The sequence below is a fragment of the Rhodococcus sp. DT1 genome (assembly GCF_049844875.1).
In the GTDB taxonomy this organism is placed as follows: domain Bacteria; phylum Actinomycetota; class Actinomycetes; order Mycobacteriales; family Mycobacteriaceae; genus Rhodococcus.
On record NZ_JBNCLW010000002.1, the window covers coordinates 384,786 to 404,487 of the forward strand.

Consider the following 19,702-nt stretch of genomic DNA (forward strand, 5'->3'; position numbering starts at 1 on the left):
GACCGCCACCCGAAAGGAACGGAAATCGTGGCCGTACCCGACATCCCGACACACACCGAGGTGCATCTCGATCCCCGAGCACGGAGAGCCCGAGGGAAGCACGCACGACGCTCGACGCCCCTCGACTCGCTCGCCGACTGCGGCGCCGCTCCCGGCCGTTCCCCGATCGATCTGCTGTTGGCGCAAGCCGAGACCAGGGTGCCCCAGTTGGTCCCCATCCGGCACGGCCGCATGGCGTCGTCGCCCTTCGCGTTCTACCGCGGTGCCGCGCTCGTCATGGCGGACGATCTGTCGCGGACCCCGTCGAGCGGGCTGACCACCCAACTCTGCGGCGACGCGCACCTGTCCAATTTCGGCATCTTCGCCACGCCCGAAAGGAAATTGGCGTTCGACGTCAACGACTTCGACGAGACCTATCCCGGCCCGTTCGAATGGGATGTCAAACGACTCGCGGCCAGTCTCGCGATCGCAGCGAAGGACAACGAGTTCACCCGGAGGCAGCGGCGGCGCATCACCACTGCCTGCGCGTCCGAGTATCGGGAAACGATGCTCGAGCAGGCAGAGCGGGGGAACCTCGCGGTCTGGTACTCCCGGATCCAGCCGACCACCGAACTGGTGGAACTCCGCGACGAACTCGATTCGTCCATGAAAAAACGTGTGCGGAAGCTGCTCGAGAAGTCGGTACACAGCGACAGCGTGCAAGCGGCCGGAAAACTGACCTCCGTCGTGGACGGCCGCCGCACGATCACCAGCCGGCCACCTCTGATCGTGCCGGTCGAGGAAGTGTTCGCCGACGCCGATGCCACGCAGCTCTACGACGAACTGCGTCGGCGGCTCCGCGAATACGCCTCCACACTTCAATCGGATCGCCGCACCCTGCTCGCGCAGTTCGAATTCGTCCAGGCCGCGCGGAAAGTCGTCGGTGTCGGCAGCGTGGGCACCCGGGCATGGATCGTCCTGATGCGGGGCAAGGACGACGATCCGCTGGTATTACAGGCCAAGGAAGCACAGCGGTCGGTACTTGCGGGGTACGTCGACGGGCCGCAGTACGAGAACGAAGGGGAGCGGGTGGTGCACGGCCAACGGCTCATGCAGGCTGCGAGTGACATCTTCCTCGGATGGCAGCAGGGGCCCGGTGTCGACGGTGTCCGGCGTGACTTCTACGTCCGGCAGTTGCGGGACGGCAAGGGGTCCGCGGTGGTGGAGGCGATGACGCCGAGAGGTATGGAGCTGTACGGGCGGTTGTGCGCCCGTGTCCTCGCGTACGGCCACGCGCGCGGGGGAGACCGCATCGCGATCGCGTCCTATCTGGGATCGGGCAACGAATTCGACGACGCGATTGCGGGGTTCGCGGATACCTATGCGGAGAGGAATGTTCGCGATCACCAGGAGTTGGTCGCCGCGATCGATTCGGGTCGAGTCGCCGCGCGCACCGGTGTGTGAGCGCGACGGGTCAGCGCACCAGGAGCCAGTTCTTGTCGTGCCGGTAGAAGGTGGAGCGTTTGAGGGGGCGGGGATTCGCGACCCCGTCGCGGGTGACGGTCGCGGCCGGCGAACCCAGTTGCATCGCTCGTCCCGTCAGCCACTTGTAACCGCCGAACCAGCGCGGCCGGTCGATTGCGGCGCGCAGTCCCGGCATCGCCGGTGTGGGCTCGACCCGGATACCGGGCACCGTGCCGGAGAACAGGCGGGTGTCGTCGACGTAGGCCTCCCCGACGAGACCGGACTCGTCGCCACACACGAGCGCCCGGCCGACGAGCGCGATGCCGGCGTCGTCCCGGATCAGCGGAATCGGCTTCGCCTCACCGCGCAATGCGATGGTGGCCGCTTTCGAGCCGCTGCGCAGGCCGTATGCCTCGGTGGCCGGAGTGCGCGACTCGGGTACGTACGCGAGTTCGATGTCGTCGAGCCGATCGAGGCGCATCAGCCGGGTCAGTGTCGCGGCGAATGCGGCATCGTCTCCGACGACGATCAGCCGGGGGTTGTCCACCGAGTCCGCTTGGGCGAGGACATCCTCGAAATCGTCCTTCTCCGGAAGCGCGGGAGCGGACAGCGTCGTCTCCGGGGTGAGAGTCAGCGGCAGGGGTACCTCGCCACATCTGAACACTACCGGGGTCAACAGAACTCCTCGCGAATGTCGGGTTCGTACGGTTGCAGGCTTCGGTCCACTCTAATCGGAAGGCGCCGGGCGGGGGTGGGACGCGCGGCGGTGCCGCGAGTCCTCCTGCAGCTGCCACCCGGATCGTGCCGATACCGGTGCCGGAGCCGGAGGCCGTGGCAGGGTGGACTACACTGTGGTCCCGGCTGCTGTCCGGTTCCAGGGCAGGACCCTGCAGGCGAGACCGCCCGCACGTAACACCTGTCTGAGGAGAGCGCGACATGCCGGCAATCGTCCTGATCGGAGCCCAATGGGGCGACGAGGGCAAGGGCAAAGCTACGGACCTGTTCGGTGGACGTCTGCAGTGGGTCGTGCGCTACCAGGGCGGAAACAACGCCGGGCACACCGTGGTGCTGCCCAACGGCGACAAGTTCGCTCTGCACCTGATCCCCTCGGGCATCCTGACCCCGGGCGTCACCAACGTCATCGGCAACGGTGTCGTCGTGGATCCGGGCGTGCTGCTCACCGAACTCGCCGGCCTCGAAGAGCGCGACGTCGATACGTCCCGCCTGCTGCTCTCGGCCGACGCGCACCTGATCATGCCGTACCACGTGGCGATCGATAAAGTCACCGAGCGCTTCCTCGGCAAGAGCAAGATCGGCACCACCGGCCGCGGAATCGGCCCCTGCTACCAGGACAAACTGGCCCGCGTCGGCGTGCGCGTCGCCGATGTTCTCGACGAGAAGATCTTCACTCAGAAGGTCGAGGCGGCGCTCGAGTTCAAGAACCAGGTGCTCGTCAAGATCTACAACCGCAAGGCGCTCGATCCCGAGCAGGTCGTCGAAGAAGTCCTCACCCAGGCCGAGGGATTCAAGCACCGCATCACCGACACCCGCCTCGAGCTCAACAAGGCACTCGACCGCGGTGAGACGGTTCTGCTCGAGGGCTCGCAGGGCACGTTGCTCGACGTGGACCACGGCACCTATCCGTACGTGACGTCGTCCAACCCCACCGCGGGTGGCGCGGCAGTCGGATCGGGCATCGGACCGACGAAGATCACGACGGTGCTCGGCATCCTCAAGGCGTACACCACGCGTGTCGGTTCGGGCCCGTTCCCGACCGAACTGTTCGACCACCACGGTGAGTACCTGGCGAAGAAGGGCGGCGAGGTGGGTGTGACCACCGGTCGCGCGCGCCGCACCGGGTGGTTCGACGCCGTGATCGCCCGTTACGCCACCCGCGTGAACGGCATCACCGACTACTTCCTCACCAAGCTCGACGTGCTGTCCGGGCTCGACACCGTGCCGATCTGCGTCGGCTACGACGTCGACGGGGTCCGTGTCGACGAGATGCCGATGACGCAGACCGACGTCCACCACGCCAAGCCGATCTACGAAGAGATGCCCGGTTGGTGGGAGGACATCTCCCACGCCCGCACCTTCGAAGAGCTTCCGAAGAACGCTCAGGATTACGTGCTGCGTCTCGAAGAGCTTTCCGGAGCGTTCATCTCGTGCATCGGTGTCGGTCCCGGCCGCGACGAGACGATCGTGCGCCGCGACGTCATTCGCTGACACAGGCCGCGCCGCACTGAAACCGGTTGCGCGGCTGAGCCTCGACGGTCCCTCGGCGGACGTGCGGCTCGCAAGCGTCGGTGTGCAGCGGCCACCATGTGGTGCGGAACAGGATCAGGTCGTCGGTGGCGCGACGATGCGCACCGACCGCGGCGGGCTGGCAACCGTGAAGTCATACCGTCGCGCAGCGGCCACGAACGGGTCGGGACTCGGATCGGTCGGCCAGTCGGCCTCTCCCGCGTTCCCGAACAGGCTGACCGCGTTGGGGTTCGGCCCGGTGGTGAACCGGGTTTGATACTGCAGCCCGGCGAAGGTGGTGGCGGCGAACTTCGCCGCCCACTCCTGAGGCACCGCGTATGGGGTCATGGTGACAAGTTCCGTGGTTGAACCGAAGTCCGCCGCCGTGTCCGCGCAGGTGTCGGCGAGCCGATGGTTGTGTGGCACGGTCAGGGTGGAGAGCTGGCGTTCGGCGGCGAATTCGTCGCTGATGATCCCGGTTGCCGCCAGCGCCTGGCCGACGGTCTCCCGGATCGCGGTGAGCTCGTCGTACGCGAGGTAGCAGGTACCGCGTGGCGGGGTCAGATCGAAGCGGCCGCCGCCGTCGGAGGAGAACCACCAAGGGCCGTTCCCGGCGCGGTGCCCGCGGTGCAGCGGCTGCCCCACGGTGAGTTCGCAGGCGGGGAAGTTGCGCAGCGGCCGGGTCGGCGGCCCCAGAGCGACAGTGTCACGACTGCTCACGCGGCCCACCGCTGCGCGTCGGCGCGGGCCAGCTCCAGTGCCGCGTCCAGGGGATGACCGTCGACGATCCAGTCGGCTGCAGTGCGGTCATCGAGCTCGGGCTGGGGGCTGCGAAGCCAGACTGCGCAGGTCCACGGGTCGGCAGCGTCGCGCAGGGTCCTCCACAGAGTGAGCAGGTGTGGGTGCACCGTTCCTGTGTCGGTGAACTGCCAGGTGGGGTAGACCCACCCGCCGCCGTCGAGTTGGCAGGCGATCACACTGCCCGTGGCTACAGCCTTGTTGACGGCTTGGCGGCTCACACCCCACCACTGTGTCAGCCCCGCGGTGTCGTAAAACGGGCCGATGAGCTGGTCGTAGACGTGGGGAAGTGCTGCAGTCATCGCGCGAGCGATCGACTTGACGTCTGCAAAGGCAGCGGGGGAGACGTGGGCTTCGCGTGCGCGGTCGAAAGTGTCCTGGACGCGGCGGGTGAGCTCGTCCATGAGCTCACGTTGTTGCTCGGCGAGGGTAACCATGCGAAAGCCTCCTGGTCGTCAACCGTGTCAACCCCAGCGTCATCTTCTGCGTCAACCGTGTCAACGAACGGAAGATGGGTGTTCTCATTCCACCCCAGTCGCTGAGGTTCGTCTCCTGCGGGCCTGCCTCACCGACTGGCCTGACTCGATCGGTCCACTTTCGGCGATACTGGACCGGTGATCACGCGTGCGATAGGGGCCGGTTCGCTTGTCCGGGATCTGGGCAACTGGCAGGACGCCGGGGACCGCAGGCCGGCATACCGTGCGCTGGCCGACGGCATCCGCCTCCTCGTGCACGACGGTCGGGTACCGCTCGGGGTGGCGCTGCCCAGCGAACGCGAACTCGCGTCGGCCCTGTCGCTGAGCCGCACCACTGTCACCGCCGCGTACACCGCGCTGCGCGATGCGGGGTACCTCCGCAGTCGGCAGGGAGCGCGCAGCACGGTGGCGATGCCTGCCGAACGAACCACGGTCCCGGCGTCGGTGCCGGTGCTCGGTGAGGCGATCGACCTCCGCAACGCGTCGCTCGCGGCCCCGGCGGCCGCCATCGAAGCGGCGTACAGCGCGGCACTGGGATCGATGTCCGCGTATCTGGGCTCCCACGGCATGGAACCCGTGGGCGTCATGGCGCTCCGTGACGTGATCGCACGCCGGTACCGGGATCGTGGGCTGCCCACCACGCCCGATCAGATCATGGTGACTTCCGGTGCGCAGCACGCGATGCGATTGCTGCTCGGCGTCCTCACCGATCCCGGCGACCGGGTGATCGTCGACCACCCCACCTATCCGAATGCGCTCGAAGCGATCCGTCGTCACGGCACCCGTCCGGTGCCGGTCCCGGTGCGACCGGAAGACGGACCCGCCGGCGGCTGGGATCTCGACGGACTTGCCGGTGCCGCCCGCCAGACCGGCGCGCGCACCGCGTTCCTGGTGCCGGACTTCCACAATCCGACCGGGCTGTGTCTCGACGCGGACGGGCGAGCAGAACTGACCCGCATCATGCGTGACGCGAGGGTGACGCTCGTCGTGGACGAGACGATGGTGGACTTGTGGCTGGACGCCTCGCCACCGCCGCCCGTCGCCGCGACCTCGTTCGGAGGGCAGGTCGTCACCGTCGGGTCGACCGGCAAGTCGTTGTGGGGCGGGCTGCGAGTGGGGTGGATCCGTGCCGACCGGGACCTGATCGTGCGTCTCACCGGAGCGCGTATGGCAGTGGACCTCGGCACGCCGGTCATGGAACAACTTGCCGCCGCGCACCTGCTGTCGGACGTCGAGGACCTGCTCGATGCCCGCCGCCGCCTGTTGCGGGAGCGCCGCGCCGCACTCGTCGCCGCGCTCGCGGACCGGTTACCGGCGTGGAGATACACCATCGGGCAGGGCGGCATGTCGTTGTGGGCGAGGATGCCCGAACCGGTCTCGACGGCCCTCGCCGCGACAGGACCGAGCCACGGGGTGCTCCTCGCCGCCGGTCCCAGATTCGGAGTGCAGGGTGCGTTCGAACGATTCGTGCGGCTGCCCTACACCCAGGAGCCTGACACCCTGCGGCGTGGAATGGCCTCGGTTGCCGCGGCCTACAGCGCCGTCACCGCGGGATCGCCCATAGACGAGACCAGGATCGTCGTCTGAGAGACCACGAAAACCGCTGCCCCGCCGGAAGATCCGTCGGGGCAGCGGTCGAGCTCTGAAAGAGTCAGACCCAGAGCGTGTCGATATCGGTCGCCTCGCCGGCCGGCGCGGCGGGCTCACCCGACGGCGTGCGCGAGAAGCGCGGGGCGGGCGCGTGCTGGACGACACCGTCGACCTCGATCAGCGATCCCCGTGCGGCGAGATGCGCGTTCTGCGGCGCCTCCGCGAAAGTGAGGACCGGCGTCACGCACGCATCGGTACCGAGGAACACCTCGGACCACTCGTCGCGGGTCCTGCTGAGGAACTTCTCCGCGAACACCTTCTTCATCTCCGGCCACGAGGACTTGTCGAGCTGATGCGGCAGATCGGCCGGATCGAGTTCGAGACCCTTCAGCAGGAGCGCGTAGAACTGCGGTTCGATCGCACCGACGGCCATGTACTTGCCGTCCGAGGTCTCGTACACCTCGTAGAAGTGTGCTCCGGTGTCGAGCATGTTCACACCGCGCTCGTCGGACCACAGGCCGTTGCCGCGGAACGACCACATCATGTGCGACAGGGCGAGAGCACCGTCGACCATCGCCGTGTCGACGACCTGGCCGCGACCGGACGTCTGGCGTTCGACCATCGCCGCGAGGATGCCGAAGACGAGGAACATCGAACCGCCGCCGAAGTCGCCGACCATGTTGAGGGGCGGGACGGGCCGCTCGCCCTCCCGGCCGATCGCGTGGAGCACACCGGTCAGCGAGATGTAGTTGATGTCGTGGCCGGCGGCGTTGGCGAGAGGACCGTCCTGTCCCCAGCCGGTCATGCGGCCGTACACGATCCGGGGATTGCGCTCGAGCACCACGTCCGGTCCGAGGCCGAGACGTTCGGTGACGCCCGGACGGAAGCCTTCGATCAGCACGTCGGCGCGCTCGAGCAGTGCGAGCACCTTCTCGATGTCCGCCGGGTCCTTGAGGTTCGCCTCGACGACGCGACGGTTGCGCTGGATCGGGTCGCGGTGGCCCGCGGGCGGGATCTCGCCGGGACGCTGCACGATGACGACGTCCGCGCCGAGGTCGGCGAGCAGGGTTGCCGCATGCGGTCCGGGGCCGAGTCCCTTGAACTCCACGACGCGGATACCCGCGAGCGGGCCCTTTTTCTCAACAGCTTCAGCGGACACTCGTCGAACCTCACTCCGATGCGTAGGAACTCTCCGACCGGGACAGTACCTTAGCGATCGCTCGGGAATATGAGCGTGGTCACGGTGCTCCGGCTCACGCCTGGTACAGGTCTGCCTCGGTCAGTCCGGTCGCCTCGAATGCGTCCGCGAGACTGCTGTGCCGCACCACCATCACGACTTTGTCGTCGACCACCCGGAAGGCGATCGCCTCGTCGAGCGGCGCGCCCGTGGCTTCCGCACCCCACGTCGACCGTTCTTCGACGACCACGATGCCCTCGTGGACGAACATCCGTCCGGGCTCGAGAGTGACGCCGGAGTTCGTTGCCCATTCGCGCAGTTCGTCGAGGCCCTGATCGGCGTCGTCGTCGTCGGTGGGAAGGACGATGTCGTCGCTCGACAACTCGAGGAGCGTGTCGATGTCGTTGCTGTTGACGGCCTCGTGCCAGGCCAGAACGGTAGCGATCTCGGAGGTGCTCATGATCGAAGCCTAGCGTTCCGGCCCGGAGGTCGGCATCGTTCCCAGGCCCGACCCGGGGAGGCGAATCCGCCGAATCGGCCGCCCGGACGGGAGGTGCCGGGCACAGTGGAAGACATGCTGATCACAGGACAACTTGTGAGCTTCGTACCGAGCACGGACCTCGACGTCTCGGAGATGTTCTACGTCGACACCCTGAAATTCAGGAAGCTCGGTCGCGATGCGTTCGTGCTGGTGATCGATGGGGGCGGCGGAGCGCCCGTGCGGATCACGCTCGTGCAGTCGCGGGAGGAGACGGGCTACACCGCGCTGGGCTGGCGGGTACCCGACCTCGATGCCACCGTCGACCGACTCCGAGACAAGGGCGTCGACTTCACGCGCTACAACGGGATGGATCAAGACGAGCACGATGCGTGGACCGCGCCGGACGGCGCACGGGTCGCCTGGTTCCGTGATCCGCACGGAAACGTGCTCTCGCTCATGCAGTCCTGACCGGCGCGCGCCCGGTCCGCTCGGCGCCCGGGGCTCACCCGGCGAGGAAAGCACCCCGTACGAATCCGGCGAGCAGCACCGTGAATCCGCCGATCTCGCCGACGATCAGGGCGACCATCGCCGCTTCCGTACCGTGCACCGGATCGGCGAACTGGGCGCGATGTCGACGTACGGGTGCGCAAGGTGGTTCTCCGGCTTCGCCATCCCTGCTGCGAAGCAGCGGTTCATCCGGAAGTGCGATCCAACGGCGGGTTCTCTGCTGGATCGGTGGATGTTCGATCGGAGTTTGCGGAGCTGTCCTTGGCGATGATGGCGTACGCGATGAAGGCGAGAACCACGGGGACGGTGCCCGCGAGGAGGAAGAGGAGCCTGACGATTCCGTGGTCGATGAACAGCCCTGTCACCACTGTGGAGATGGGCATGAGAGAGATGCTGCCGAACCAATCGACACTGGTCACTCTTCCCCGCAGGTCGTCGGGCACGCCTTGTTGCATCAGGGTTTGCCAGAGGACGTTTCCGTAGGCGTTGAAGAGGCCGACGAGGACCATCGCGACCGCCGCCACTGCGACTGTCGGGTGGAAGGCGATGGCGATGAGGGGAAGGGACCCGAGGCTCCACGCGGCGAAGAGGGTTCCGAATCGGTTGTCGGGGCGGATCGCGAACGACGAGACCAGTGACCCTACGGCGCTGGCGATTCCGTAGCCGACCATGATGAGGGCGTATGCCCCTGCTGATCCCTCACCGAATACGACGGGTAGTGCGACGGATCGTGGGCCTGCCTGCAGAAGGAGCGCTAGTGCGGACCACAGCACTGCCGTCCATATCCATTTTGTCTGGGCCACGTACTGGAAGCCGTCGCCGATGTCCTGAAACACCGATGCCCAGCCGGCCGACCGGTCGGGTGCGGGCGGTTCGTAGGCCGGCACGATTTGTCGAGAGAACGCCGCCGTGACCAGGAACAAGACGCCCACGACTGCGAGAGCAGGGGCGGGGCCGGCCAGAGCGATTGTCGCGCCTCCGATCGCTGGTCCGAAGGCTTTCAGCAGCAGGGACTCCACTAAGGCTTGGAGGCTGTTGCCGACGTGGAGGTGCTCCTTTTCGACGATTTCTGGCAGGAGGGATTCGTTTGCCGGCCCGTATACGCCGTCGCAGGCGCCGACGATCGCCGCTGTTGCGGCCAAGGCGTACCACGGGATGGTGGCGGCCTCTGCCCATAGGCAGATGGCCAGGAGCACAGTCCCGGGGATGAAGGCTGACCAGGCGAGAATCGTCCGTTTGGGGTGCCTGTCGAGAAGGGCGCCGCCGAAGAGCAGGCTCGCCAGAGTGCCGATGAGTCCGCAGCCGACGACGATGCCGACGGTAGCCGGGCCGTATCCGAGGTGGAGTGTAAACAGGGGTAACGCGATGACCCACACGCCCGCTGCGAGCAGCGAGGATGAGAGTGCTAGCCAGAGGTATCGGAAGTCTCGATTACGGAGCGGGCTGGTCATGCCTTCCGGAGTGCCCTTTCCTTCGTGTCCACGCCTGAGCTGGTCGGGAGGTGCGCTCCGGCCGCCACCTTCTTGCGAACTGCGACCTTGACCGGCTGGCCGTCGGGGCCATCGGTCATGAGGACTGCTGGAGTCTCGGGCCGCTCCACAGGATGGGGTGTGCCCGCCACTGGAGTCCGTCGATGCCGACGATCGGCTCGACGTCAGGATGCGGGTTTCGCTTCTTCGCGTTGATCTTCCGGAGCTTGATCCTGCGGGACTGCCTGTCGTCGAAGGAGACGTCCATCGTCATGGAGTACTCCTCCGAGTTCGCGCTGATCGCGTTGTACTGCTGCTTCGCGAGCAACCGGTACCACCGCTCGGATGCAGCCTCGCTGTTCGGCTGGAAGACCGCAACTTCTAGGGGGGCTGCGTCGATCGGGACGTTGATTGCTCGGAATCGGGGTGCCACGAGGTCTTGTCGATTTGGTCTTCCGCAGGAAGGCAGCAAGAGTAGATGTTCGAGTCTGGATCCGTTGGAGGTCAGCACGTCCGCCTGGCCGCGCCCAGGGTCATCGCATCGGTATGGGGCAGCCGTCAACTGCAACCGCTGGTGCTCCCGCACGACGGGCAGGCGTGGCACGATCCGGCACGTTGCATACGCACTCCGCATTGCATGCAGTACGGCGCGTCCGGATTCCCCGGAGAGGGTGCAGTGAGGCCGCCGGGTGCCGGAGGAGTGTCGGGAGTATCCGTCGTGATCGCGGCCGTCGTGGCCGCTGTGGTTGTGCCCGTGTACGACGTGAGGGTCGGGGTGTCCGGGACGGTGCGCTCCGCGCTCGTCAGGATCCCGAGTTCGGTGCGTTCGTCGAGATCGAGGTAGTCCACCGCGAGCCGCCGGAAGATGTAATCGAGGATCGACGTGGCGATCCGCAGGTCGGGATCGTCCGTGATCCCGGCCGGCTCGAAGCGGGTGCTCGTGAACGCCCGCACGAACGTGCGCAGCGGAACCCCGTACTGCAGGCCGTAACTGACCGACATCGAGAACGCGTCCATGATTCCGGCAAGAGTGGAGCCCTGCTTCGACACCCGCAGGAACATCTCGCCGGGTCTGCCGTCGCCGTACTCGCCCACGGTGACGAACCCCTTGCAATCGGCCACGCGGAATTCGAACGTGCGCGAACGCCGGGTGCGCGGCATCCGTTCCCGGCGAGGCGCCGGGAGCGGCGTGGCGGCCCCGTCACGGCGCCCCGACCGGGAGGTCGCCGACAGCGGCTGACCGAGTTTGCAGTTGTCGCGGTAGATCGCGAGCGCCTTGAGGCCGAGCCGCCACGCGTCGACGTACAGGTCGGAGATGTCTTCCACCGTCGCGGATTCCGGAAGATTGACCGTTTTCGAAATCGCCCCCGACAGGAACGGTTGCACCGCCGCCATCATCCCGACATGGCCGCGCGGCGCGATCACGTTGTCGCCCATGGACGTCGCGAACACCGGCCGGTGTTCGTCACGCACGTGCGGCGCGCCCTCCAGGGTGTGCTCGAGATCGAGATAGGCCACGATGTCCGCGACCCGCGCCGGATCGTATCCGAGGCGTGACAGTGCCCGCGGCACAGTGCGATTGACGATCGAGAGCGACCCTCCGCCGACGAGCTTCTTCGTCTTGACGAGTGCGAGATCCGGTTCGATTCCGGTGGTGTCGCAATCCATCGCCAAGCCGATCGTGCCGGTCGGGGCGAGCACCGACACCTGGCTGTTGCGCACACCGTGTGCGGCGCCGTCGGCCACCGCACGGTCCCACGACTCGCGTGCCGCGGTGAGAACCTCCGGTGCCGCGAGGTCGGCGTCGATGTCGTCGAGCGCGCCCCGGTGTTTGGCGAGCACCCCGAGCATCGGCTCGCGATTCTCGGCGAAACCGTCGAACGGTCCGAGGCGCTGCGCGAGCTGCGCGGAGACCTCGTAGGCGGCTCCCGTCATCAGCGCGGTGACGGATGCGGCCCACGCACGGCCCGCATCGCTGTCGTAGGGGATACCCGAGGCCATCAGCAGCGCACCGAGGTTCGCGTATCCGAGCCCCAGTTGCCGGAAGCGCCGTGACGTCTCCCCGATCCTGTCGGTGGGGTAGTCGGCGCGGCCCACGAGGATCTCCTGCGCGGTGAGCATCACCGCGACGGCGTGCCGGAATCCGTCGACGTCGAACACACCGTCCTCGCGAAGGAAGGTCAGCAGATTGAGGCTCGCGAGGTTGCAGGCCGAATCGTCGAGGTGCATGTACTCCGAGCACGGGTTCGAGGCATTGATCCGGCCCGTCGCCGGCGCGGTGTGCCAGGCGTTGATGGTCGAGTCGTACTGCATCCCCGGGTCGGCGCATTCCCAGGTCGCGGCGGCGATGCGTTGCAGCAGGTCGCGGGCTCGGACGGTCCGCACCACCTTGCCGGTGCGGACCGCACGCAGCGGCCACTCGGCGTCGTCCACCACGGCGCGCATGAACTCGTCGGTCACCCGCACCGAGTTGTTGGCGTTCTGATACTGGACCGAATAGGTGTCGGCGCCGTCGAGGCTCATGTCGAACCCCGCCTCGGCGAGCACCCGTGCCTTGCGCTCCTCGATTGCTTTGCAGTCGATGAATTCCTCGATATCGGGATGGCTCACGTCGAGGATCACCATCTTCGCGGCTCGCCGGGTTTTTCCGCCCGACCTGATGGTGCCCGCGGAGGCGTCGGCTCCGCGCATGAAGCTCACCGGTCCCGACGCCCTGCCTCCGCCGGTGAGAGGTTCGGCGGACGACCGGATGTGCGACAGATTCACCCCCGCGCCCGACCCGCCCTTGAAGATCAGCGCTTCCTGCCGGTACCACTCCAGTATCGAATCGATGCTGTCGTCGACCGAGAGGATGAAACACGCGCTCGCCTGCTGCGGTTTGTCCGGCACACCGATGTTGAACCACACGGGGCTGTTGAACGACGCCCGCTGGTGGAGCAACAGGAACGTCAGTTCCGCCGCGAACGCCTCCGGATCGTCGAGGTGCCCGTCGGCCCTACCCCACGCCGTGACGGTGTCGACGATCCGGGCCACGACGTCGCGCAACGAGTGTTCGCGCTGGTCGGTGCCGATCTGTCCCCGGAAATACTTCTGGGTGACGATGTCGGTGGCGTTCTGCGACCAGAACGCCGGAAACTCGACTCCGGTCTGCTCGAACACCACCTTGCCGGTGCCGTGGTGGACGATGCGCGCGTCGCGGCGCTGCCAGTCCACTTCGTCGGCCGGATCGACGCCCGCCCGCGTGAAGAACCGGGTATCGGCGCGCGCGTCGGTGGGAGAGCCGGCAGGCGACTGCCGGGCGCTGCTGTGAGGCACTGCACTGCACATCGCTTTCCTCCAGGGACGGCGATCGATGCCACATATAGTCCCACCATGGTCTCACCGCGTCTCGGTACTCCGCTGTCTCCGACTGCCACCCGTGTTCTTCTGCTCGGCTCCGGCGAACTCGGCAAGGAGGTGATCATCGCCCTGCAGCGACTCGGCGTGGAGGTCATCGCCGTCGATCGCTACTCCAACGCCCCAGGTCATCAGGTTGCGCATCGTGCTCATACCGTCGACATGGGAGACCCCGACGCGCTCCTGGCGATCATCGAGGCAGAGCGTCCGCATCTGGTCGTGCCGGAGATCGAAGCCATCGCCACCGACGCGCTGGCCGTGGTCGAAGAACGCGGGCTCGCCGAGGTCATCCCCACCGCCCGCGCCACGCAGCTCACCATGAACCGCGAGGGGATTCGCCGCCTCGCGGCCGAGGATCTGGGTCTGCCCACCTCTCCCTACCGGTTCGCGCAGTCGCTCGACGAGGTCCGCGCCGCCGCCGAGCAGGTCGGTTTTCCGTGCGTCGTCAAACCCGTGATGTCCTCGTCGGGGAAGGGCCAGTCGACGGTGCGTTCCGCCGCCGACCTGTCCGCCGCGTGGGATCACGCACTGGCCGGGGGCCGCATCAACCACGGCACCGTCATCGTGGAGGGCTTCGTCGACTTCGATTACGAGATCACTCAGCTCACCGTGCGCGCCATCGGCGAGTCGGGCGAGGTCGAGACGTATTTCTGCGATCCGATCGGGCATCTGCAGCAAGACGGTGACTACGTCGAATCCTGGCAGCCGCAACCGATGAGCCCTACCGCGCTCGCCCGCGCCCGGGAGGTCGCCGGTGCGGTCACGGGTGCGCTCGGTGGTCGCGGCGTGTTCGGCGTGGAACTGTTCGTCAAGGGTGATGACGTGTACTTCTCCGAGGTCAGCCCGCGCCCGCACGACACGGGCCTGGTCACCCTGCGCACCCAGCGCTATTCGGAATTCGAGCTACACGCACGCGCGATCCTCGGGTTGCCGGTCGACACGGCCATGATCACCCCCGGCGCATCCGCCGTGATCTACGGAGGGGTCGACGCCCCCGGGATCGCCTTCGACGGTGTGGCCGACGCCCTGCGCGTCCCCGAAACGGACCTGCGCCTGTTCGGCAAGCCCGAGTCGTACCGTCGCCGCCGGATGGGTGTGGCCGTGTCGACCGCGACGGACGTCGCGACCGCCCGTGCCCGCGCGACCGATGCCGCGTCACGCGTGCACCCGATCGCACTGTGAGCACCGGCGCGGAGGTCCTCGTCGGCCTCGTCATCTGTGTCGGGCTGCTCGGTATCGTGCTCCCGATCCTGCCGGGCACGCTGCTCATCTTCGGAGCGATCGCGGTGTGGTCGGTGGTCACCGGGGGCGCGGTGGCATGGACGGTGTTCGCGATCGCCGCACTGGCCCTCGTGGTCACCGCGATCGTGAAATACACCTGGCCCGGAAAGCGACTCCAGCAGGCGGGTGTGCCGAACCGGTCGCTGATCATCGGCGGTCTGGTCGGGATCGTCGGGTTCTTCGTCGTGCCCGTGATCGGCCTCGTGCTCGGATTCCTTCTCGGCATGTACGTCTCGGAGATCCAGCGCCATCGCACACATGCGGGGGCGTGGCGGTCCACGGTGGCCGCTACCAAGGCGGCAGGCCTGTCGATCCTGGTGGAACTGTTCGGCGCCCTGATCGCAGCCGGCGCGTGGCTCGGTGCGGTGGTGTTCTGGTAGCTCCGGCGGCCGGGCCGGCAGCGCCGTCGTTGTTTACCCACCCGATCCGAATGGTTACGCCGTTGAAATGCGCGGCGGCCTAACGTCGTCCCCAACGATCGGTTCAGCGTCGAACCACCGGCCGTCACTCGCTGCCACCCGGAGGTGGGATGTTCACGTCACGATTGACAGAAGCCAGTGTGGTTCCCGAGCGGATAGACACCCCGCAGGAGGCACGCGCAGCCATCTCCTCCCGCGGTGCCGCGGTTGCCCGCGGACTGCACACCGAGGAAGATGCCCTGGCTTTTGCGGCGGAAGTGCTGGGAGACAAGCGTATCCGGCTCGGTCGGCAGTTCGAGGCGAGTATGCGCAACCATCAGCGGGAAGCTGCCGTCGTCGACGCTCAGCCCGTCGACGAGCGAGGACGAAAGCGCTCGTTCGGAAAACCGGGCGAACGGATGACCGCACACAACGACGGATTCGCGTTCGGGGACTACGCGCCGGACCACCTGTTCCTGTGGTGCAAGCGGCCCGCCGAATCCGGCGGTGACTCGTTCCTCGTCGACGCGTGGAAGCTCACCGAACTACTCGCCGCGGATCCCGCGACCGCCGACCTCGCGGAGTTCTGCCGGACCGTCGACATCGATCATTCGGAACCGAACTTCGCGCAGAGTACGTACGCGCCTATCGTGCGGGTCGTGCCCAGCGGGCGCGTACAGGCGCGGTACCACCCCTACCTGGCGCCGGTCCCGGGCTCGACTCGTCCCGCCGACGCCGACATGCTCGCGCGCTGGAACGACACGGTGCTGCATGTGCGGGACACCGGGCCGATGTTCCGGGCGGAAGCCGGCGAGATGATCTGTGTCGACAACTACCGGCTGCTCCACGGCCGCGACGGATACACCGATCCGGCGCGCGAGCTCTACTCGATCTGGGGGTGGACGACCGATGCGGTCGCCGTGCCCGTGCAGCAACTCGACATCGTCGAGCCGGACCTCGCCGGACTGACCGGCTGAGCCGCGCGATGAATACCGTCCTGTCCCGGGGAGCGCCCGCCGCAGGGGCCGCGACCGGACCCGCCGGCGAGGAGCACGTTCCGGCCATCGACATGAAGGGTGTCGCGAAGGCGTATCCGCTCGGCCGCCGACGCGGCGAACTGACCGCCGTCGACTCGTTCGATCTGACCGTCGCTCGTGGCGAGTTCGTCGCGCTTCTCGGCCCGTCCGGTTGTGGCAAGTCCACCGTGCTGCGCCTGCTCGCGGGCCTCGAGGAACCCACGGCGGGAACGGTCCGCATCGAGGGAGGCGGACCCGCCGACCTGGTGGCCTCGCGCCGGCTCGGCGTCGCGTTCCAGGAACACGCCCTGATGCCGTGGTCGGATGTGTGGCACAACATCGCGCTGCCCTTCCGCATCGCCGGGCGGACGGTCGACTCCGGTCGCGTCGAAGAACTCGTCGAACTCGTGGGGTTGTCGGGCTTCGAGAAAGCACGACCGCGACAACTGTCCGGTGGCATGCGGCAGCGTGTGGCCATCGCGCGGGCGCTCGCACTCGAACCGGACGTTCTGCTGCTCGACGAACCCTTTGGCGCGCTCGATGCGGTGACCCGCCGGCGCATGAACTTCGAACTCGCCCGGATCTGGGGCGACGCGGGGTCGACGACCGTGCTGGTGACACACGACGTCGACGAGGCTGTGCTGCTCGCGGACCGGATCGTCGTGCTCACCGGCCGGCCGGGCCGGGTACGGCACATCGAGAACGTGGCGCTGCCCCGGCCGCGATCGGCGGAGATCACCCGCGACCCGAGATTCCACAGCATCGTCGACCGGCTCACCGGCTTGCTCGACGGGCCCGCGACGTGACCGCGGTTCTTCCGCGACCCGTCACCATCCCGCCGTTCGCGTCGAACATTCTCGGCGCCGCCCTGTTGCTCGCGATGTTCGAGGTCGTCGGCAGGGCGCAGGTGTTCGGGAAGAACTGGCCCCCGCTGACGGAGGTCGTCACGTACGTCGCCGGCAACGACGCCGTGCAGGCCACCTTGACACGGGCATTCGGTGCGACCGCCACCTCGGCGCTGTGGGGATTCGCGCTGGGCACCGTCGTGGGCGGAGCGCTCGCATGCGTCACCGTCGTGGCCCGATGGACCGCACCGGGACTCGACCGGCTGGCGACGATCGTGCACGCGATACCTCTCATCGCGATCGCACCGCTGCTGGTGACCACGGTCGGGCGCACGACCGCTCCGACCGTCGTCGCAGCGATGGGCGCGGGTTTCGCCGTCTTCGTTGCCACGTCGGCGGGGCTGGCGTCGGCACCGGCGGCGCAGTCCGACGTGCACACGGCGCTCGGATCGTCGCGTTGGTCGCGTCTTCGTTTCCTGCAACTCCCGCACACGGTGCCGCTCGTCACGGACGCGGCGGGCCTCGCGGTGACTTCGGCCGTCCTCGGGGCTGTTCTCGGGGAGTGGTTCGGCGCCCCGAAGGGGCTCGGTGTGCTGCTGGTCAGCGCGATGAACAACTATCAGATCCCGCTGCTGTGGTCCGCCGCCGCCGGATGCGTGGTGCTGTCCCTGACCGCGTACCTGCTGGTCCGTGTACTCGCCGTACCCGTGCATCGGAGATTCTCATGACTGTCGTGCGCGGCGCCGTCACGCGGTACTGGGTGCTGCTCGCGCTGCTCGGCGGGTGGTGGGCGGTGGTCGCCGTCAACGACTTCAACCAGATCGTCATGCCGTACCCCCAGGATGTTCTCGTCGCGATCGTCCGCGAGCGACACGAGTACGTGACCGCGCTCGTTCCGACCCTCGCGCTGTCGCTGGGCGGACTGGCCGCGGGCTTGACGGCCGGCGGCGTGTGCGCGGTGCTCGTATGGTCCTCCCGGATCGTCGCGGGAGTGCTGACCCCGATGGCGTTGCTGCTCAACTCCGTTCCCGTCGTGGCGATGATCCCGGTGCTCGCGCGGGTGCTCGGGTACGGGCAGACCACGGTGTTCGTGGTCACCGCCATCATCTGTTTCCTGCCCGCGTTCGTTTTCGTCGGCGCCCGGCTCGCGGCCCCGCCTGCGTCACTCGGAGACGTCTACACGGTGCTCGGGGCGGGCAGGGGAGTGCGGCTGAGGAGACTCCTGCTGCCCCATGCCCTGCCCGGGTTCCTCGTCGCTCTGCGGGTCAGCGCGCCCACCGCGGTCCTGGCAGTCCTGCTCGGTCAGTACCTCATGGGTGCCGGCGGCCTCGGAAAGATGTTCTCCACCTCGATCACCTACAGCCAGAACCAGCAGGCCTGGGGCGTGGCGGTGGTCGCGACCGCTGTGTCCACCGGCCTTTTCTTCGCGGCACGTGCGGTCGCGGATCGTGCCGCCGCGCGCTTGACCTGACCACCCGCTGCTTTCTCACCGATCATCACCAGGAGGCTCCATGCCCGCACGCCCCTTCACCGGTCCGAGCCTGAGCCGGCGCACTTTTCTGCGGGGAACCGCGGCCGGGGCTCTGGGAATCGCCGCGGCCGGCACTCTCGGTGCGTGTGGGTCCGGCGAATCCGGTGCGGAGTCCGACACGCTTCGGGTCGCCTTCGGCTGGATCCTCAACACCGAGTTCGGTGGGTACTACGTCGCCGAGGACAAAGGTTATTACGCCGAGGAAGGACTCACCGTCGAATTCCAGGGCGGTGGCCCGAACGCCCCCACGCCGATGCAGGCGGTCGCCGCCGGATCGGCGGACATCGGTATCGCGGCCGGCGCGCCCGACCTGTACACCGCGATCGGGCAGGGCAACGATTTCGTGGCGCTCGGCGCCCAGTTCCAGGTCTCACCCGCCGGACTGCTGTCGTTGTCCGCACGACCGATCCGCACCCCGCGCGAACTCGCGAGCGCGCGCATCCTCGGCCAGGAAGGCATGCAGACCACCCTCGACGCGGTGCTCGTCGGCGCGGGTCTCGACCCGGTGTACGACTTCACTCCGGTGGGCTTCGATCCGAGCCCGCTCGTCGAGGGCCAGGGCGACTGCTACACCTGCTTCGTCACCAACCAGCCGATCACTCTCGAACAGCAATACGGTTTGCGACAAGGCGACGGCTACGAGGTGGTCACGTTCGCCGATCTCGGTTCGGCGCAATACGCCGATGTCGTGTTCGTGGACCGCACCGCCCTTGCGGAGAATCGCGACAGGCTGGTGCGGTTCATGCGTGCCACGATGCGCGGCTGGGACGACTACCTTGCCGACCCGCACGCCGCAGCGGCATTGGCGGTGGACAAGTACGGCGTCGACCTCGGACTGGAGATGGCGCAGCAGACCCGGCAGGCGGAACTCCAGGTTCCCCTGATCGAAAGCCCGAGCGGCCTGTTCGCGATGGACGTCACCGCCATGGAGGGACCCATGTGGCAGGCGCTGGCATCGGGCGGGTACGAGAACCTGCCCGCGCCGGACTCCTTCGTCGACCTCGGTGTGCTGGCGGAGGCACGTCCGCCTTCATGAGAGCAGCGTGCCTC

At 67.6% G+C, this 19,702-nt stretch carries 19 protein-coding genes; 11 read left to right on the top strand and 8 right to left on the bottom strand.

From position 1 onward, the window contains the following. The first annotated feature begins 27 nt into the window (after positions 1-27). Positions 28-1,443: a DUF2252 domain-containing protein gene (locus ACLQ3J_RS06015; protein ID WP_425902540.1), complete on the top strand. Its 1,416-nt coding sequence runs from the start codon at positions 28-30 to the stop codon at positions 1,441-1,443. 10 nt (positions 1,444-1,453) lie between these two features. Here the strand turns inward: ACLQ3J_RS06015 and ACLQ3J_RS06020 are convergent, their stop codons facing one another. Next, on the bottom strand, positions 1,454-2,119 hold the full coding sequence (locus ACLQ3J_RS06020) for a hypothetical protein (protein ID WP_206036418.1): 666 nt from the start codon (positions 2,117-2,119) through the stop codon (positions 1,454-1,456). A gap of 260 nt (positions 2,120-2,379) precedes the next feature. On the opposite strand from ACLQ3J_RS06020, the gene ACLQ3J_RS06025 reads away from it, so the two are divergent. Next, positions 2,380-3,669, top strand: a complete 1,290-nt coding sequence (locus ACLQ3J_RS06025) for an adenylosuccinate synthase (RefSeq protein WP_169619125.1) — start codon at positions 2,380-2,382, stop codon at positions 3,667-3,669. 114 nt (positions 3,670-3,783) lie between these two features. On the opposite strand, the gene ACLQ3J_RS06030 is transcribed toward ACLQ3J_RS06025, so the two are convergent. Together ACLQ3J_RS06030 and ACLQ3J_RS06035 are read right to left on the bottom strand one after the other, a co-directional pair. Further along, positions 3,784-4,407, bottom strand: coding sequence for an RES domain-containing protein (locus ACLQ3J_RS06030; RefSeq protein WP_425902543.1), 624 nt, complete (start codon positions 4,405-4,407; stop codon positions 3,784-3,786). After that, positions 4,404-4,922, bottom strand: coding sequence for a hypothetical protein (locus tag ACLQ3J_RS06035; RefSeq protein WP_169619129.1), 519 nt, complete (start codon positions 4,920-4,922; stop codon positions 4,404-4,406). The genes ACLQ3J_RS06030 and ACLQ3J_RS06035 overlap by 4 nt, the downstream gene beginning before the upstream one ends. A 177-nt stretch (positions 4,923-5,099) precedes the next feature. Between ACLQ3J_RS06035 and ACLQ3J_RS06040 the strand changes: the two genes are divergently transcribed. Beyond that, on the top strand, positions 5,100-6,548 hold the full coding sequence (locus ACLQ3J_RS06040) for a PLP-dependent aminotransferase family protein (protein WP_422423289.1): 1,449 nt from the start codon (positions 5,100-5,102) through the stop codon (positions 6,546-6,548). A gap of 64 nt (positions 6,549-6,612) precedes the next feature. Here ACLQ3J_RS06040 and ACLQ3J_RS06045 read toward each other — a convergent pair whose 3' ends face one another. After that, a complete protein-coding gene (locus tag ACLQ3J_RS06045) occupies positions 6,613-7,710 on the bottom strand; it encodes a CaiB/BaiF CoA transferase family protein (protein WP_425902546.1) in 1,098 nt (365 codons plus the stop codon). A gap of 94 nt (positions 7,711-7,804) precedes the next feature. Continuing rightward, the gene (locus ACLQ3J_RS06050) at positions 7,805-8,188 is read right to left on the bottom strand and encodes a nuclear transport factor 2 family protein (protein WP_422423288.1); all 384 of its coding nucleotides are present in this window, start codon (positions 8,186-8,188) and stop codon (positions 7,805-7,807) included. 114 nt (positions 8,189-8,302) lie between these two features. Between ACLQ3J_RS06050 and ACLQ3J_RS06055 the strand changes: the two genes are divergently transcribed. Beyond that, positions 8,303-8,677: a VOC family protein gene (locus ACLQ3J_RS06055; protein WP_378528062.1), complete on the top strand. Its 375-nt coding sequence runs from the start codon at positions 8,303-8,305 to the stop codon at positions 8,675-8,677. A gap of 224 nt (positions 8,678-8,901) precedes the next feature. Here ACLQ3J_RS06055 and ACLQ3J_RS06060 read toward each other — a convergent pair whose 3' ends face one another. From ACLQ3J_RS06060 to ACLQ3J_RS06070, 3 genes are all read right to left on the bottom strand, one after another. Further along, the gene (locus ACLQ3J_RS06060; protein ID WP_425902751.1) at positions 8,902-10,377 is read right to left on the bottom strand and encodes an MFS transporter; all 1,476 of its coding nucleotides are present in this window, start codon (positions 10,375-10,377) and stop codon (positions 8,902-8,904) included. Next, positions 10,283-10,618: a hypothetical protein gene (locus ACLQ3J_RS06065; RefSeq protein WP_378528061.1), complete on the bottom strand. Its 336-nt coding sequence runs from the start codon at positions 10,616-10,618 to the stop codon at positions 10,283-10,285. Before ACLQ3J_RS06065 ends, ACLQ3J_RS06060 begins: the two co-directional genes overlap by 95 nt. 125 nt (positions 10,619-10,743) lie before the next feature. Beyond that, complete coding sequence (locus ACLQ3J_RS06070; RefSeq protein WP_425902548.1) at positions 10,744-13,512, bottom strand: vitamin B12-dependent ribonucleotide reductase; 2,769 nt, start codon at positions 13,510-13,512, stop codon at positions 10,744-10,746. 45 nt (positions 13,513-13,557) lie between these two features. On the opposite strand from ACLQ3J_RS06070, the gene purT reads away from it, so the two are divergent. The 7 genes from purT (at position 13,558) to ACLQ3J_RS06105 (ending at position 19,688) form a co-directional block, all read left to right on the top strand. After that, a complete protein-coding gene (gene purT / locus ACLQ3J_RS06075; protein ID WP_169619142.1) occupies positions 13,558-14,763 on the top strand; it encodes a formate-dependent phosphoribosylglycinamide formyltransferase in 1,206 nt (401 codons plus the stop codon). Next, positions 14,760-15,242: a DUF456 domain-containing protein gene (locus tag ACLQ3J_RS06080; protein WP_169619144.1), complete on the top strand. Its 483-nt coding sequence runs from the start codon at positions 14,760-14,762 to the stop codon at positions 15,240-15,242. Before purT ends, ACLQ3J_RS06080 begins: the two co-directional genes overlap by 4 nt. A 164-nt stretch (positions 15,243-15,406) precedes the next feature. Continuing rightward, positions 15,407-16,237, top strand: a complete 831-nt coding sequence (locus ACLQ3J_RS06085) for a TauD/TfdA family dioxygenase (RefSeq protein ID WP_378528059.1) — start codon at positions 15,407-15,409, stop codon at positions 16,235-16,237. 8 nt (positions 16,238-16,245) lie between these two features. Continuing rightward, positions 16,246-17,082, top strand: a complete 837-nt coding sequence (locus ACLQ3J_RS06090) for an ABC transporter ATP-binding protein (protein ID WP_169619148.1) — start codon at positions 16,246-16,248, stop codon at positions 17,080-17,082. Further along, the gene (locus ACLQ3J_RS06095; protein WP_296550600.1) at positions 17,079-17,849 is read left to right on the top strand and encodes an ABC transporter permease; all 771 of its coding nucleotides are present in this window, start codon (positions 17,079-17,081) and stop codon (positions 17,847-17,849) included. The genes ACLQ3J_RS06090 and ACLQ3J_RS06095 overlap by 4 nt, the downstream gene beginning before the upstream one ends. After that, positions 17,846-18,592, top strand: a complete 747-nt coding sequence (locus ACLQ3J_RS06100) for an ABC transporter permease (protein WP_169651359.1) — start codon at positions 17,846-17,848, stop codon at positions 18,590-18,592. The genes ACLQ3J_RS06095 and ACLQ3J_RS06100 overlap by 4 nt, the downstream gene beginning before the upstream one ends. Before the next feature lie 40 nt (positions 18,593-18,632). Next, positions 18,633-19,688, top strand: coding sequence for an ABC transporter substrate-binding protein (locus tag ACLQ3J_RS06105; protein ID WP_425902553.1), 1,056 nt, complete (start codon positions 18,633-18,635; stop codon positions 19,686-19,688). The last annotated feature ends 14 nt before the right edge of the window (positions 19,689-19,702 follow it).